The following is a 15,184-nucleotide window of genomic DNA, read 5'->3' as shown; positions in this document are numbered from 1 at the left end:
CTGACCGGCGCACCCAGCAAGGCCTGTCCAAACCCGAGATCATCCGTTGCCTCAAACGCTACGTCGCGCGCGAAATCTACGCCGCTCTACAACCTGCCCACATAGCAGAAGGACCTATCAAATTCTCTTGACGATCCATAGGAGCATCGGTCCTCCACCGGTCGCACAAAACCGCTGAACTGCATCGGCTGTGACTGTTAGCTCAGAATGGCGGTTTTTCACAGCTCAATTTGGCGGTTTCGCTGTTATCTAAGTCTAGGGTTTTGAGAGGCTTCTGAAGCCGACCTGCGTGCTGCGCCGCCACCCGACGACACCATGAAACGCGTATTTCTGCAATCACAATGTGGAACCAAGGCAAAAGCCTGAAAAAGTCCGGTCTTTTCCGTATTGGGGTGTAGTGGCATCGATTAGGCGGAGTGCGGGGGTTGTTTCGGAAGCCCTGGGCAATGACAATGACCGTACTGGGAATTGGCGGTGGCATTCAAGTCCGGGGGGCAACATTGAGCAATTACAGGTTTTTCCACGGGGGCGGGCGTGGTAATAGTGCCAGGACTTCCTTGCTGTTCTTAGTGCCAGGCGTTGATCGCCGGGCTGCTCCTCGCCCGCGCCGGTGGCCGAATCTGCGGCTCCTGGGACTCTTGACAGCGATGCTGGTTACGCTGGGTGTTCTGGTGGTGCCGGTTGCGGCGTCGGCTGCTCCGGGTGATGTTGGGGTTGAGGGTCCGTCGCATGCGGGGACGGGGACGCCAACGAGTGCAAAGCGGGCCACGAGCGCCTTGTGGTTCAACGACGGCTCCTGGTGGGGGAACCTGTGGGACACTGCCAGCTCGGATTTTCATATCTTCCGGTTCAACACCGCGACGGGTTCGTGGGTCGATACGGGTGTGGCGACGGACACACGGGCAAACACCCATCATGACGCGCTGTGGGACGGTACAACGTTGTATGTGGCGAGCTACCGGTTCGTCAACGACGGTCTGCCGGCTGAGCCGAACTTCCCGACCACGATGCGCCGTTACAGCTACAACCCGAGCAACAAGACGTACACATTGCTGGGTTCTTCACAGATCAACAACCAGCGGGTTGAGACCCTGACTATCGACAAAGACTCGACTGGTCGGCTGTGGGCCACATGGCAGCAGGGAAACCGGATCTATCTGAACGTTACTGACACGTCCGGCGAGGAGTGGGGGACGCCCTTTGCGCACCCTGCATCGTTGAGCAACGTGTCCCTGGACGACATTTCGGCTCTCATCGCGTTCGACGGGAAGATCGGTGTGATGTGGAGCAGGCAGTTCGGTGACGCCAACGACGGCATGTACTGGAGCTACCACGTCGATGGTGCGTCCAACACCGCCTGGACCACTCCTGTGGCGGCGGTGAAGGGGCTGCGCAGCGGTGATGACCACATGAACTTGAAGTGGCTGGATTCCTCGGGAGGCCGGGCCTTCGCCGCCATTAAGACGTCGTTCACGTCGGCGTCCGAGCCGCTGATCCAGCTCTTGGTATTGAACGGTACGACCTGGTCCGCGCACACAATCGCGACGGTGTCGGAATGCCCGAACCGGGTGCTCGTCATGATTGATGAGAGCACGCAAAGGTTGCGTACCTTCGCTACCTATCCAAAGCCCGCTGGCACCATTGACGCTGGCGTCTGCACCGCCTCAGGCGGTGCGATCTACGAGAAGTCCACGCCGCTGGACAACATCAACTTCACCACCACGAAGACGCCCCGTATCGTGGACGCCGACCAGTATGTCCACAACGTGACGTCGACGAAGCAGAACGTCAACAGTTCGGCGCGGGGCACGGCGAACAGCGGCCTGCTGATGCTCGCCGACGTGAACGCCACAAGCCGGTACTGGCAGTTCTACGAGCCTGGCCCCGGTGGTGGGGGCGGGGATACGACCGCCCCGACCGTGACCGCTACTTCTCCGGCGGTTAACGCCACCGGTGCTGCGGTATCGGCGAATGTGACGGGGAACTTCTCGGAGGCGATGAATCCGTCGACGGTCACTTCGGCCACGTTCACGCTGACGACCGGGACGACGCCGGTGCCGGCCGCGGTGTCGTACAACAGCACAAACAACGTTACAACGTTGAACCCCACCGAGAACCTGGCGGCGGGTACTAAATACACTGCCACGATCCAGGGCGGTACCGGCGGCGTGAGGGATGTTGCCGGTAACGCCCTGATCGCGGACAAGACGTGGACCTTCACCACGGCCGGGCCTTCGCCCGAGCAAAGTCCCATTGCAGCCAAGGCGGCTTCGCTGAATGGTGTTCTTGGCGCAGCCACCACGGCAGAGGTGTACGGCCTCATGGGCAACGGCGGGTACCAGTGTTTTCAACGTGGATGTATCCTCTACTCGCCGGCAACAGGGGCACACATCTCCACGGGGGCGATCCGTGGCCTGTGGGCGGCTACAGGGTTTGAAAACGGCCGCCTCGGATACCCGCTGACCGACGAAGTGGCCGGGCTCAGGGATGGCGGGATGTACCAGATGTATCAAGGCGGCGCGATCATGTGGTCCCCGGCAACAGGCGCCCACATCTCCGTGGGGGCGATCCGTGGCCTGTGGGCGGCTACAGGGTTTGAAAACGGCCGCCTCGGATACCCGGTGACCGACGAAGTGGCCGGGCTCAGGGATGGCGGAGCGTACCAGATGTATCAAGGCGGCGCGATCATGTGGTCCCCGGCAACAGGGGCCCACATGTCCGTCGGCGGCATCCGCTCAATCTGGGCGTCCACAGGGTTCGAATCAGGTCGCCTCGGCTATCCCACAAGTGACGAATACGCCACAGGCAACGGAAACGTGGCTCAGAACTATCAGGGCGGCGTCATCCATTGGAGCCCAAGCGGGTCCTACATCTCTTGGTTGTAAGGACTGGACTCTTGCGTTGTCCGTTCGGTGTCGCGTGACCGTTGCGCCTCAAATCCTTGGGATACCAGACCTCACACCGACCAGGTAACTGTTGCGACGGTGTTGCTCTAATTGACGGCTGACCGACGGCTGTTGTTAAGGATCAGGGGCAGCAGGGCCGCCAGGGAGGGTACAACGGCGGCCGCCTGTGACGCTTCCGCGGCCTCCCCGTACCGGCGGATTCAGGCGGTCATTGCAACAATCCACGGCGTCTGGACCGACGCAGCCTGCCACGGGTCCATCCTGCCGATCAACACCAGGGAAGGCGACAACCTGGCTATCCACCGGGCCTTGGTCGAAAATTGCCCCGGGCACGGTCGGGGAACAGGTCGCCTGCGGGAACCTCGTCTGCACCCCGGCGACGCCATCGTCGGGGACAGCGACGGCATCGCCGTCATCCCCCCGCCCGGCTTACCGAGGTACTGGCCAAACTCGGCGAGATCGACGCCATGGAAACCGCCCTGTGCAAGCAGATCATCCAGAGCCGCAGGCCCGACAGCCAAACCGTTCCCTAGTTCGCCAACGCCACCGCGTAGGAGGAAGGCCAGCGAACGCGAGCCTGATATGTGGACCAGCGCTCTCCCGCAACATCCCAAGGTACGCGCAGCCCGTGGACGCTTTGCACTCCTCATCAAGAAGCCACCGGCTACGAATCTGGATTCCAGCTTCCAGCCAAGGATTAAGGATTCACGTGCCCCGGTGAGAACTTTGCTGAGCCACCCGCTTTTTCGCCGGTGATCAACATTTGCTGTTCGCCCACCCAGAGCCTCTGGAACCGAAGGGACTAAGCCCTCGGGCTCCCGGAAAGAGCAAGCCGGGCCGGCCACATGCCGGGCCGGCTTCTCTGTTCCCTGGACCGTGCAGCCGGATGGGGTCGGCCGCGCACCGGGGACTGCCCGCATGCCCGGCTTCAGCCCTCGTCTATAAGGAGCAACTGAGGCCACGGCTCCCGCATCGAAGCAACGACCTGGACAAAAACAACTGGCCGTCACCGAACCGGCAGGCCCCCGCCTAACCGAATTCATCAAGGCCTTCCAGCAAGGCCCGCAACACCCGAACCCGGCGAGACCTGCAGCGGCGGAATCAACGGATAAATCAAGACGCAACCACCACCCTGCCCGTATGCCTCAGTGCGCCGCCCAGACCACTGCCCCGGTATGGCAGGAAGTTCAGAATGGCAAATTTCTTGCAGCCCAACTTGACGGCCTTGATGTCTCACAACCCTAGGGATTCGAGGCACTGAGGTTATGAGACACAGGGGATCCAGCCGTACGGTAAGGGACGTTGCCGCCGTCGAAGGTCCGAACTCATGGCGACCGCTGCCCCAAGCCACGTTGGCGCCCCATCCGAACGGGCCCGAGTCAACAACAGGCAGCGACCTATTTCGCTACCGCGACCGTCGACACCTCTTTCCGATGGCAGGCTGACCCGTTGGGCCACCAGACAACGGGCATGGAGGCATGATCAGAACGTGAAACCGCGGTAGCTGCTCCTCACGTTGAACCGGCGTCCCTGCTTCCTGCGTTCCAGGAAGCCGACGATCGTCTCTATGTCATTTGGCCGCATCTTGAGATCACCGCATTTGCCTCTAACCTGCTCAACTTTGACAGAGGCCCACCGCTCGGGGCGGTTCATCATGTCTGCCTTGAGCTTGTCTTCTTCATTCCATTTGAGGCCGGAGTCATATCCGGCGGCCCAGTGTGCAAGGCTTTCGAGGATCCCGCTCACGTCTTCCGGCAAGGGTTCGTCGACGGCCACCAGTACGGCTTGTGGTCCTGACGCAGGCTGAGGAGTCTGTCCGGGAAGGAGTCGTACCGGCTGAGCGACTTCCAACCAGGTAGCTGTCTCGGCAGTTCCCCACTCGATGACGACAACGGCGTCAGCGTGGGCGCCCCACAGATCGTTCAGATGTTGCCGATCGGGCCAGGCGTAGACGACGCGTCGTTGGGTAAGGGACCCGGCCGAGAAACCGCGCCAAGTGAGGTGCACCGTACCGGGTCGTCCCACTAACCGTTTGAGGGTTTCGCCCTCGAACCGACGCTGCGGCGTTACAACGGCGATCGGGCCACCGGGTTGTTGCGAGATCCACGCGACCGCGCGAGCATCCTGCGCTTCACGGGAGTCCTGAGCGCCCAGTTGGGAAACTGCTACTGGAAACGGGTATTCACGTGACGACATAGATACTCCCTGCTCGGCTTTGGACGGACACTAGCAGTTGCCTCCGACACCAGCACGGGCGAAACAACGGGCACCAAGGATCCTCGCTGAACAGGCGACCTCTTGAACAACGCGCTGAACTAGGGCGGAGGCGTCACGCTATTGCCTATCTAGCCGTCTAAGCTCCTTGGCATGAATAGCGATCTACCGAAAGGAACTCGACGCGTAGGAAATCTCGTCGATTTCAACGCAGACACCCCGTCAGTTTCCGTCACCCTGGAGCGCGACGAGAAGGGCATCAGTGTAACTGTTCCGTGGCGCGGAAGAGACGACTACTACTCATCGTGGTTCATGGGCGAACACACGAGGCGTCCAGAGTTGGCGGTCTGGCCGCCCATGCCGAAGAACCTTCTGTTCTGGGACTCCCACGGTTCTGTACTCCTAGTCGATTGCTGGGCGCGGGGATATCACACCAACTTTTCGACCGGAGCCGGGCGAGTTTGGGCGCGATATGCGGTAGCTGGTGTCAATGACGACATCGACTACTCCATCGTTAATGGCGTCCGATCAGAGGTGACTGGGCTACGGGAATGGTTGGGCGTTGAGTCTTTCGAAGAAGACTTCGACTTCAAAACCGGGGTCCTCACAATCACGGCAGCGTCCGGCGAACCGATCCAAGTAAATTCACTCCTGAGTTTCCGACCTAGCTGGGATATCACCCGCGACGGACATGAATCCACAACGATCAAGAACATTGTGTTCTGTGAGTCGAGGAGCAGTGACCCTTCTTCCTGGGAAGACTTGATGGGGACACATCGGGGTATGCGAGATCTGCTTGTTCTTTCCCGATGGGTCGCGGAAACGTGCACAATACTTCAGGCCCAGCACGACGCCGACCCTCTCAAAACGCTGGATGGAGCCGAGCATGGTGAACAGTGGCGAACGGTGATCGAACCTCAGTCGGATCCATCGCCGTCACGACCGAGGGAACGGCTCACGCATCTGGTGCAGTATGCAGACCTCGGCCCTGAGGGGATTGCTCTCTGGCTCGCTTTGCGTGACCAGTTCCAGAGAGCACTCGATCCGGTCATCTCCGACAGGTTTATCAGCGGCGTGGGTCCCGTGACGCACATGGCTCAGGTCGGACCGGGCCTGGAAGCGCTGGGGTTTCTGATTATGCAGACAAAAGATGGGATGAATGCCTCCGAAGCCAATAGGAAACCTCTTCGTGCACGGTTGGACCGGATCCTTCGCGAGATAGAGGATGTCGTGCCCTTTGACGGCAGCGCCTGGGCAGCCGGAATGACAGAGGCCTACAACGGGATCAAGCACGCAAATCGAGACCTCCCCACGGAACTCGAACTACTCAACCGGTGGCGAGAATCCATACTCGTGGTGCGTATTTGGGTGGCCCGGGAACTAGGCGTGAAGGCAGAAGCCATCCGCAGCCGACTGGAGCGCGACCCGCAGACGAAGCCATATGTCCCTAGGGCCTGAATAGTCGGACCCTAGCCGTTGTGAGATGTGTCGCCGAGTTCTGACGTGGGCCCAGACTTCTTGTGACCACTGGCTGGCCGGTACTCCTATTAACAAGTGCCCGGACACGTCTCATAACCCATGAGATACGAGACGTCTCACTGATCGAAATGACTGACAAAAAGGCAGACCCCCAAACTTTCGTGGGATCGGCAGGTCCGTCCGCGGCCGGGGACTCTCGTAACTATGTTTCATAACCTTTTTGGTCGAATCGGAATACTCACCGTTAGTTATGAGACACATCGAGGGCAGGCTGTGACGCGACTGATCGGCCAGGCCCGCGTTTCAACACGGCAGCAGGCAGATCTTCTGGCCGCCGGGGTGAGACGCGACGACCTCTAGATTGCTCACGGTGCCTCCGGGGCCCGAGCTTCGCGCCCGCACTTCGATCGGGCCCTCCACACGCTATTGGATGGCGACACCCTCGTCATGACAACCTCCCGGCATAGCGCAGAGCGCGACTTCGTCCCCGCTTCCGATCCCCCGGCCTTGGAAAGACCGCGTCGAACCTGACCAACCCGTCAACCGGCGACCTCGGGCCGCCGGAACCCGCGCCGCGCTTGACGATGGTGCTGTTCTTTTGTCTGGCGGCACCCCCGCGGGGCCCGTTGAGCCGGTCCGGCTCCCGGCATAGGGTGGGGCGCATGACTGTTCAGCCAGCGCTCCACCGCCAGCACTGCTCCGTTGCCGCCCCCACCCAGTTGTGGCTCGACGCCGAAGGACGGCTGGCCGGCGCCGCCGGCGCTTCCAGCCCCTCAGGTGCGGCCGGCGGTGGCTGGTTTACGGGACTCCTGCACGGGGACACTCGGATGTTGTGCCGGGCAGAGGTCCGGGTGAACGGCATGGAGCCGGAACCCGCCACGGTCGAGGCGGAGGCCGGCGGTGTGCTGCGGGTGCGGGGACTGGTCCGCGGCATCCTGGGGCCCACGGAGGACCCCGCCGTCGAACTGCTGCAGATCTGGACCGTCACCCCCGGCGTCGTGCGGCACTCCCTGCACCTGGCTACCTCCCTCGAGTCGCTCGATGTGGAAATCGAAATCCAGCTCGCCGCGGACTTCACCGACATGGCAGCCATCCGTCTCAGCCGCTTCCGGGATCCCTCCGAGCCGTTCGCGGCGGACGATTCCACGCTGCGCTGGCGCGACGGCGGACGGACCCTGACCGTTGGGGCCCCCGGCAGCGTAGCTGCCGGCGAAAGGCTCCTCTGGCGCGGTACGGCAGGGCGGGGACGCCCCTTCGAAGCGGAATGGCAGGCAGTGCTGGCCGACAGCGAAGACGCCGTGGTGGCGGCCCGGCCGCCCGCCTCGCGCCGGGTCCGTGCCGAGCCGTCCGGCGCCCTGGGCCTGCTGCTGGACAATGCGCTCGATGATCTCGCCGGCCTCCGCCTGGCCACGCGGAAGCTGCCGGACGCGCCGTTCCTCGCCGCGGGGGCGCCCTGGTACTTCACGCTGTTCGGACGTGACTCGCTCTGGGCCGCGCGGCTGCTCCTGCCGCTCGACGCCGGGCTCGCCGCCGGAACGTTGCGCTCCCTGGCCGCGTTCCAGGGCACCCGGGACGACCCGGCCGCGGCCGAGGAACCCGGCAAGATCCTCCATGAGCTCCGGTCCAAGGAGCTGGTGCTGGAAAGCCAGGGCCTGCGCCTGCCGCCGGTGTATTACGGCGCGGTAGATTCCACCCCGCTGTGGCTGTGCCTGCTGGCCGAACTTGGCGAGTCCGGGCTGGACGACGCGGCGGTCCGCTCGCTGCTGCCCAACGCGGCACGGGCAGTGGAATGGCTGCTGGCCGCCCGGGGCGCCCCCGGAAGCCCGAACAGCGGATTCCTAAGCTACCAGGACGCTACCGGCCACGGTCTCAGCAACCAGGGCTGGAAGGACTCCCGGGACGCCATGCAGTTCCGCGACGGCCGCCAGGCTGACGGGCCGATCGCCCTGTCCGAGGTCCAGGGCTACGCCTACCAGGCCGCCGTCGACACCGCCGATCTCTTCGACGCCTATGGCGAACCCGGCGGCCAGGCGCTGCGGGACTTCGCCGAGGCGCTGCAGCAGAATTTCCGCGAGCGCTTCTGGGTCGAGGACGACGGCGGGCCGTTCCCTGCCATGGCCCTCGACGGGCACGGCGATCCGCTGGACATCCCGGGCTCCAACATGGGACACCTGCTCGGCACCGGAATCCTGGATGCCTCGGAGGCCCGGCTCGTGGCGGACCGGCTGCTGAGCCCCGAGCTGTTCTCCGGCTACGGCGTCCATACGATTTCCCGGCGGGCTGCCGGCTTCTGGCCGTTCAGCTACCACTGCGGCTCGGTCTGGAGCCACGACACCGCGATCGCGGTCCGGGGGCTGCTCGCCGAGGGCTTCCTCACCGAGGCCCGGACCATCGCCGAGGGCCTGCTGGCCGCGTCCGGCTCCTTCGGCCACCGCCTGCCGGAACTGTTCGCCGGCATCAGCGCGGAGGAGGCGGGCCACGCGGTGCCGTATCCGGCGTCGTGCCATCCGCAGGCGTGGTCCTCGGCGTCGGCCGTGGTGATCTCCCAGGCCATGGGCGTCGGCTTCTAGCGTCCGCCGGCCCGGCAGCCAGGGCGCAGGCGGTCAGGGCGCGGGCGGACGCCTTTTCTGCGGGTACGGCGTTTCGTGCCGGGCGAGCATCTCCACGAATCCTGCGATCTTCCTCTCCCGGGTTGCGGCCTGTTTGACTCCGTTGGTCCGGTAGATCAGGGCGAACCTGTTCACCGAGGTCAGGACGTCGAACATCGCCTGTGCCCGCGGCTCGGCCGCGATGGCCGCTGCCAGGTCCCCGGGAACTTCCGCCGTCGCCGGGCCGGAGTAGGCAACTTCCCAGCGGCCGTCCGCTTTGGCACTGTCGACGGCGGCGCGTCCGGCGGGAACCATCCTGCCCTCGGCTTCCAGGCGCCCGATCCGCTCCACGTTCCGGGCGGACCACACGCTTTTTGGTCCCCGGCGGGTCATCCGCTGGAAGGAGCTCTCTGCGTCGCGGCGACGTCCCTGGCCGTCGATCCAGCCGAAACACAGTGCTTCCTGCAGGGCGGACTCGTAGTCCAGCTCCGTCACGGAGCCCCCCTTCTTATGCAGCACCAGCCACACGCCGGGGCTCTCCGCGTGGTGTTGTTCCAGCCAGGCGCGCCACTGGGCGGCGTCCTTCACGAGCAGTTCCACGAGTTCATCAGCCATGGCATCATTGTGCTCCGCTCAGCCCACATGCGTCCGCTTTGGTGGGACGATATCCCTGAGAACCGGAATCCTTTCCAACCTTTAGGAGCAACGATGCTGCGAGTCCGCCCGATCCACTTCACCTCCCGCATGGACGAATGGGAGCGGTTGCTCACCGGCCTGGGCATGGTCAAGACCGTGGACGAGCCCACCTGGCGGGAGTTCGACGCCGGCTCCGGCCGCCTCGCCCTCCACTTCGCCGAGCAGGGCTCGGCCGGGGACGGCACCACCTCCCTGGGCGTCGAGGTAGGTGACCTGAAGGAATTTGCCCGGCGGACTAAGGAAGCCGGTGCGGCTGAGAGCACCACTGCCGGCGGCACCACCGCGGAACTCATCGAGGCGGACCACGGCCCGTCCTGCCGTATCACCGCAGCTGACGGTTTCAGTTTCCTGGCCGACCCGGCCACGCGCGCCGGAGACGGGAGCTGGGGCGGGTCGCCGGATGCGGACCCGGGCCTCGCCGTCGTCGGCGTCTGGTTCGCCGAAGATGCCGTCGCGGCGGCCCAGACCCTGCGCAACATCGGCGCCCGGCCCCGCCCGGTCCCGGGCGCCGCCGGCATAGACTCCGATACGGCCGAGTCGGAAGCGTTCGCGGCGAAAAACGGCGGGATCCTGATGGTCGGCGCCGGCACCGGGGCCGGCAGCGCGGGCCTGGGCTTCGAATACGCCGGCGACCTTGACGCCCTGCGTCAGCGCCTCGAGGAGGCCGGACACGAGGCGGCGGTCCTCGAGGAAGCCTTGATCCCCACCCTGCACGTGGCCAATCCCGATACGGACGCGACCACCGCCCACCCGCCGCTCTGGATCTCCGCGGCACCGGCTGCCAGTTGAGGCCCGCTGAGGCACCGGCTGCGAGGGTCAGTCCTCCAGCACGCCGTTGCAGAGGCGGTTGACGACCTCGGTCAGCATCGTCAGCCCGGCCACGATGTCCTCGTCCGTGGTGTATTCGTGCTCATTGTGGGAGATCCCGTCCACGCTGGGCACGAACAGCATCACCGTCGGAACAAGATCCTTCATGTTGGTCGAATCGTGCCCCGCAAGGGTCATGACCTGCTTGTTGGCCAGGCCCAGGTCGGCCGCCACCTTGGCTGCGAGTTCAACGCCTTCAGGCTGGTACGGGGTGACGGGCCAGGAGTGGGCGTGGTTGCGCTCCACCGTGACGTTCGCCAGCCGCCCGATCTCGGAGATCCGCTGGTGCAGCAGCGTGTCCGCTTCGGCGAGGACAGCTTCATCGGCGCTGCGCAGGTCGAGCAGCAGGCTCACCCGGGACGGCACCACGACGGGTGAGTTCGGGTAGACGTTCAGCTGGCCCACAGAGGTGTGGAGCACGCCGGGAAAGGTATCGGCCAGTTCCCGGGCCGCCACCACCATCATGGACGCCCCCAGCAGCGCGTCCTTCCGGTCGGCGATCACGGTGGAGCCGGTGTGGGCCTGCTCGCCGTGGACCACGAACTCGTATTTGTTGGCAGCCCAGTTGGAGTTCACCAGGCCGATGGTGATGCCTTCGCGCTCCATGCTGCGGCCCTGCTCAATGTGGATTTCGGCGCAGTACGCGGCTTCGGGGCCCTCGTAGTCGCCCCGGCAGCCGATCGCGTCCAGGGCCTCGCGGACCGAGATTCCTGCCGCGTCCTTGGTGTCCAGGGCGGTCTCGAGTTCGAGTTTGCCGGTGTAGACCGAGGAGCCCATCATGGACGGCTTGAAGCGGGAGCCCTCCTCGTTGAACCAGTTGACCACAGCGACGTTGAAGCGGGGCTGTCCGGCGGGTCCGGCCGCGGCCCACTGCTCCACGAGCCGGAACGCCGCGTGGGCTGCGGCGAGCACCCCGTACGCGCCGTCGTAGCGTCCCGCCGTCGGCTGGGAATCCATGTGGGATCCCACCACCACGAACGGAGCACCGGGCACGGCCTCGTACAACCCCCACTGGTTGCCGGCCCGGTCAAACCTGACGGCGAAACCCCTGGCCTCCAGCAGGCCCGTGAGCCATTGCCGCTGCTGGCCGTCCGGCGCACTGGCGGCCTGGCGTTCCACGCCGCCGTTCTCGGTCGCGCCGAATTCGCTCATGACGTGGAAGTCCCGCACAAACGCGGCGTCGCGGGTGGTGAAAGTTGTCTGAGTAGTCACGGTGTTCCCCTATGAACGGTTGGTAGCTGTGCTGAAGATTGGAGTGGGTGCAGCGGGCGCGTCCGCCGGCCGGTACTGCAGGCCGGGCTTCCGGAAGGTAAACGTCCCCCCGACGGCGGTGGCCAGGACCTCAAGCCCGGCGATGCTGCCCGCGGTGAGCGGGGACCCGGACAGGACGGTGAAATCGGCCAGCTTCCCGGGACTCAGAGAGCCTTTGGCGCCGGACATGCCGGTGGCTGCGGCGGCTCCCGTGGTGTACGCCGCCAGGGCCTGGAGCGGGCTCAGCCGCTCGTCCGGGTTCCCGAAGACGGCACCCGAGGCGGTGCGCCGGTCCACGAAGGCCTGCATCCCGCGGAGCACGTTGCCGTCCGCCACGGGGCGGTCGGAGCTGCCCGCGAGGGTCACGCCCGCGGACAGGAACGACGATGCGCGGTAGGCCCAGCCGAGCCGTTCCGGCCCGAGCGAGGCGGTCATGCCGTCCCCGCCGTCGAAGAAGAAGCTGGCCTGCGGTGTGACGGCGATGCCGGCGTCGGCCAGCCGCTGCAGCTGTTCCGGCCTGGTCATCGAGGCGTGTTCGATTCTGTTCGGCACGGCCCGGGGCCCGTACCTCCGGGCACAGTCTTCGATGATGTCGATGGCCAGGTCAACCGCACGGTCGCCGATGGCGTGGGCGGCGATCGACCAGCCCGCGGCATAGGCGGCTTCGATTTTGGCCCGGAGTACGTCCGGCTCGGCTTGGAAGTACCCGGTGTTGCCGGTGTTGTCCGTGTGGCCGTGGCTGCAGTAGTCCTGGCTGACCGCCGCCGTTTCGCCCATCAGGGAGCCGTCCAGAAACACCTTCGCCGGGCCCAGGGACAGGAATTCGCTCCCAAATCCGCTGTACATGCCCAGGTCCAGGCCTGCGGAAGCACCGCCCTTCAAACCAGGGCTGTCGAGCGGGTGGAGCACATCAAGGACGGGCATCACTTGCGCACGGGCGTGCAGCCTGCCTGATGCGGCTGCGCGCTGGTAGGCGGCCAGTTCCACGGGGCTGTGGCCGATCCAGCCGCCGCCGATCCCCGCCTCGGTGAAGCTGGTGATGCCTTCCGCGGCGTAGTAGCGGGTGGCCCGGTCCAGGGCCTCCTCGATGGCCTCGGACGAGTACGGCAGGATCAGCTGCTGGATCAGCTGCTGAGCTGTTTCCTGTACCAACCCCGTGGGGCGGCCGGCGCCGTCGCGGACAATCACGCCGCCGTCGGGATCCGGAAACGACGCCGGTTCCGCGTCAGCCAGCCGCAGCGCGGCCGAATTGACCACAGCCATGTGGCCGGAGTTGTGCCTCATGAACAGCGGCCGGTCCCCCGTGATCCGGTCCAGGACGGCGATGTCCGGGAACTCGCCGGCGTGCTGGGTCTGGCTGAAGCCAGTGGCCAACAGCCAGTCCGGCGTCAACTCCCCCGGCTCCGCCGTTGCCAACCCGCCAGCCGCCGCCATGTCCGCCTCCAGAAGCGCATAGAGCTCGTTCAGCCCCCGGGCCGCGGAGACGTCCACTTCGCCGAGGCCAAGCCCGAACCAGGTGGTGTGGCAGTGGGCGTCGATGAAGCCCGGGGTCACGGTGGCCCCGGCCAGGTCCAGGACCTCGGCGGCCTCCAACCCGTCCAGGTCCTCATCCAGGCCCACGATCCGGCCCTGCCAGACCCCCAGCGAGGTGGCATGCGGGCGTCGCTCATCCATGGTGATGATGTCCGCGTTTCGCAGCAGCAGATCGAGTTTCATGGGATACCTAGCGTCGTTCTCAGCGGTGGGAGGTGGTGACTGACTTGATGCGGGTGTAGTCCTCCAGGCCAAAGACGGAAAGGTCCTTTCCGGTGCCGGAGTGCTTGAAGCCGCCATGCGGCGCCTCGGCGGGGATCACCTGGTGGCAGTTGATCCAGACGGCGCCGAAGTCCAGCTCGTTGGAGACCCGGGTGACGACCCCGTGGTTGTTCGACCAGACGCTGGAGGCGAGTGCGTACTTCGTCCCGTTGGCGAGCTCGATGGCCTCCTCTTCCGTGGCGAACGGCTGGATGGTGACGACGGGGCCGAAGATTTCCTCGCACACCACCTCGTCGGCCTGGAACACACCGTCGATCACGGTCGGTTCGAAGTGGAACCCTTCGCCGGTCCGTTTGCCCCCGGAGAGGACCTTCGCGTTGGCGGGCAGCCGGGACATAAAGCCCTCTACGCGGTCCAGCTGCGCGGCGCTGTTCAGGGGGCCCAGGTCCGCGGCATCGCCCCCGACCTGGAGTGCTGCGGCTGCCGAGGCGAGCGCGGCACCGAACTCGGCGTGGATCGATTCCTCGACCAGCACCCGGGTCACGGCGGTGCAGTCCTGCCCGGCGTTGAAGAAAGCGCCGAGCGCGATCTCCTTGGCCGCCAGGTCAATGTCGGTGTCGGCGAAGACGATCGCGGGTGCCTTGCCGCCGAGTTCCAGGTGGACGTCCTTGAGGGTCTTCGACGCCGCGGACATCACCTGCGCTCCGGCCCGGGTGGAGCCGGTGATGGACACCATTTCCGGGATCTCGTGATCCACCATGGCGGCACCGGTCCCCCGGCCGCCGCAGATGACGTTGACGACGCCGGCCGGGTAGGCCTCCTGTGCCAGCTCGCCCAGGACCAGCGTGGACCAGGGTGTGGTGTCCGCCGGCTTCAGGACCAGGGTGTTGCCGGCGGCGAGCGCCGGGCCGATTTTCCAGATGGCCATCATGAACGGGTAGTTCCATGGGGTGATCTGGGCGACCACGCCGAGGGGTTCCCGGCGGACGGTGGAGGAGAATCCGCGGACGTATTCGGTCTGCGCGGTTCCGGACACCACGCGGCAGGCGCCGGCGAAGAAACGCAGCTGGTCTGCGCCGCGCAGGATCTCGATCTCGCGGGTGACCGGGCGGGGTTTGCCGGTGCAGGCCACCTCGGCGTCCAGGAGCCTGTCAACGTTGGCTTCGATGAGGTCGGCGAGCTTGAGCATCATGGCCTGGCGCTCGGCCGGGGTGGTCCGCTTGTAGCTCTGGAAGGCGGTGTGGGCGGCCTGGAACGCGCGGTCCACGGTGGCGGCGTCGCTGTCCGGGGCGGTGCCGAGCTGGACTCCGGTGGCGGGGTCGAAGAACGGCAGGGTGGGCGCAGCTGTTCCGTCCGCGGCTGTTCCGTCGGCGGCAGTGCCTGGGACGATCTCACCGTTGATGATGTTGTGCAGGGTGATCATGACAG

Annotated in this window: 9 protein-coding genes and 1 pseudogene; 5 read left to right on the top strand and 5 right to left on the bottom strand. The window is 65.4% G+C overall.

The features are described from left to right. Nucleotides 1-647: 647 nt before the first annotated feature. On the top strand, nucleotides 648-2,885 hold the full coding sequence (locus AC1DF4_RS16120) for an Ig-like domain-containing protein (protein WP_476913824.1): 2,238 nt from the start codon (nucleotides 648-650) through the stop codon (nucleotides 2,883-2,885). Nucleotides 2,886-4,388: 1,503 nt separating this feature from the next. Here AC1DF4_RS16120 and AC1DF4_RS16115 read toward each other — a convergent pair. Then, the gene (locus tag AC1DF4_RS16115; protein ID WP_476913823.1) at nucleotides 4,389-5,102 is read right to left on the bottom strand and encodes a hypothetical protein; all 714 of its coding nucleotides are present in this window, start codon (nucleotides 5,100-5,102) and stop codon (nucleotides 4,389-4,391) included. 171 nt (nucleotides 5,103-5,273) lie between these two features. On the opposite strand from AC1DF4_RS16115, the gene AC1DF4_RS16110 reads away from it, so the two are divergent. The 3 genes and pseudogenes from AC1DF4_RS16110 (at nucleotide 5,274) to AC1DF4_RS16100 (ending at nucleotide 9,169) form a co-directional block, all read left to right on the top strand. Next, complete coding sequence (locus AC1DF4_RS16110; RefSeq protein WP_476913822.1) at nucleotides 5,274-6,578, top strand: ApeA N-terminal domain 1-containing protein; 1,305 nt, start codon at nucleotides 5,274-5,276, stop codon at nucleotides 6,576-6,578. Between the two features lie 294 nt (nucleotides 6,579-6,872). Next, nucleotides 6,873-7,055 (top strand): annotated as a pseudogene (locus AC1DF4_RS16105) (recombinase family protein); the annotation flags it as partial. Nucleotides 7,056-7,261: 206 nt separating this feature from the next. Beyond that, a complete protein-coding gene (locus AC1DF4_RS16100; protein ID WP_476913821.1) occupies nucleotides 7,262-9,169 on the top strand; it encodes a glycogen debranching N-terminal domain-containing protein in 1,908 nt (635 codons plus the stop codon). A 33-nt stretch (nucleotides 9,170-9,202) separates the two neighbouring features. Here AC1DF4_RS16100 and AC1DF4_RS16095 read toward each other — a convergent pair whose 3' ends face one another. Then, nucleotides 9,203-9,802, bottom strand: coding sequence for a YdeI/OmpD-associated family protein (locus AC1DF4_RS16095; protein WP_476913820.1), 600 nt, complete (start codon nucleotides 9,800-9,802; stop codon nucleotides 9,203-9,205). Between the two features lie 93 nt (nucleotides 9,803-9,895). Between AC1DF4_RS16095 and AC1DF4_RS16090 the strand changes: the two genes are divergently transcribed. Then, nucleotides 9,896-10,672: a VOC family protein gene (locus tag AC1DF4_RS16090; RefSeq protein ID WP_476913819.1), complete on the top strand. Its 777-nt coding sequence runs from the start codon at nucleotides 9,896-9,898 to the stop codon at nucleotides 10,670-10,672. A gap of 27 nt (nucleotides 10,673-10,699) precedes the next feature. Here AC1DF4_RS16090 and AC1DF4_RS16085 read toward each other — a convergent pair whose 3' ends face one another. Genes AC1DF4_RS16085 through AC1DF4_RS16075 form a run of 3 tightly spaced genes read right to left on the bottom strand, consistent with a single transcriptional unit; the run spans nucleotide 10,700 to nucleotide 15,179 of the window. Next, nucleotides 10,700-11,962, bottom strand: coding sequence for a M20 family metallo-hydrolase (locus tag AC1DF4_RS16085; protein WP_476913818.1), 1,263 nt, complete (start codon nucleotides 11,960-11,962; stop codon nucleotides 10,700-10,702). A 9-nt stretch (nucleotides 11,963-11,971) separates the two neighbouring features. Next, nucleotides 11,972-13,717, bottom strand: a complete 1,746-nt coding sequence (locus AC1DF4_RS16080; RefSeq protein WP_476913817.1) for an amidohydrolase — start codon at nucleotides 13,715-13,717, stop codon at nucleotides 11,972-11,974. 19 nt (nucleotides 13,718-13,736) lie between these two features. Continuing rightward, nucleotides 13,737-15,179, bottom strand: coding sequence for a gamma-aminobutyraldehyde dehydrogenase (locus AC1DF4_RS16075; protein ID WP_476913816.1), 1,443 nt, complete (start codon nucleotides 15,177-15,179; stop codon nucleotides 13,737-13,739). Between the last annotated feature and the right edge of the window lie 5 nt (nucleotides 15,180-15,184).

Source organism: Arthrobacter sp. 05N429 (assembly GCF_056397045.1).
Note: the sequence above shows the minus strand (reverse complement) of the source record. Positions and strands in the feature narration are given on the sequence as shown.

What these genes read in the sequence shown, in the direction of transcription:
- AC1DF4_RS16120 (WP_476913824.1), top strand. Translation starts at nt 648, where the DNA reads ATGCTGGTTACGCTGGGTGTTCTGGTGGTGCCGGTTGCGGCGTCGGCT.
- AC1DF4_RS16115 (WP_476913823.1), bottom strand. Translation starts at nt 5,102, where the DNA reads ATGTCGTCACGTGAATACCCGTTTCCAGTAGCAGTTTCCCAACTGGGC.
- AC1DF4_RS16110 (WP_476913822.1), top strand. Translation starts at nt 5,274, where the DNA reads ATGAATAGCGATCTACCGAAAGGAACTCGACGCGTAGGAAATCTCGTC.
- AC1DF4_RS16100 (WP_476913821.1), top strand. Translation starts at nt 7,262, where the DNA reads ATGACTGTTCAGCCAGCGCTCCACCGCCAGCACTGCTCCGTTGCCGCC.
- AC1DF4_RS16095 (WP_476913820.1), bottom strand. Translation starts at nt 9,802, where the DNA reads ATGGCTGATGAACTCGTGGAACTGCTCGTGAAGGACGCCGCCCAGTGG.
- AC1DF4_RS16090 (WP_476913819.1), top strand. Translation starts at nt 9,896, where the DNA reads ATGCTGCGAGTCCGCCCGATCCACTTCACCTCCCGCATGGACGAATGG.
- AC1DF4_RS16080 (WP_476913817.1), bottom strand. Translation starts at nt 13,717, where the DNA reads ATGAAACTCGATCTGCTGCTGCGAAACGCGGACATCATCACCATGGAT.
- AC1DF4_RS16075 (WP_476913816.1), bottom strand. Translation starts at nt 15,179, where the DNA reads ATGATCACCCTGCACAACATCATCAACGGTGAGATCGTCCCAGGCACT.